At 66.2% G+C, this 237-nt stretch carries 1 pseudogene; it reads right to left on the bottom strand.

Annotated features, from left to right (window positions below):
• A pseudogene (locus AC0L3B_RS40310) lies at nt 1-237 on the bottom strand (hypothetical protein); the annotation flags it as partial.

Below are 237 nucleotides of genomic sequence, written 5' to 3'. Positions count from 1 at the left end.
AGTCGAGCTTGTGGGCCACATTGGTGGCCGTGTTTGCCATCGGCCTTGGGATCTACCTGATCCGCGTCCTGCTGAGTCTGGTCACTGCCTCTGGCGGCGTGGTGCTGCAACGGCGTCTGCGGTTCGATGTGTTCGCGGGTTTGCCACACGGGGTCGGGCAGCGCGCGGCGGTCGACCTTGCCGCTTGGGCTCAGGGGCATGGCGTCCAGGCGCATCAGGTAGGCCGGCACCATGTAG

The sequence above is a fragment of the Bradyrhizobium sp. Kon56 genome, from assembly GCF_055807635.1.
This window is presented reverse-complemented; position numbering and strand designations above follow the sequence as displayed.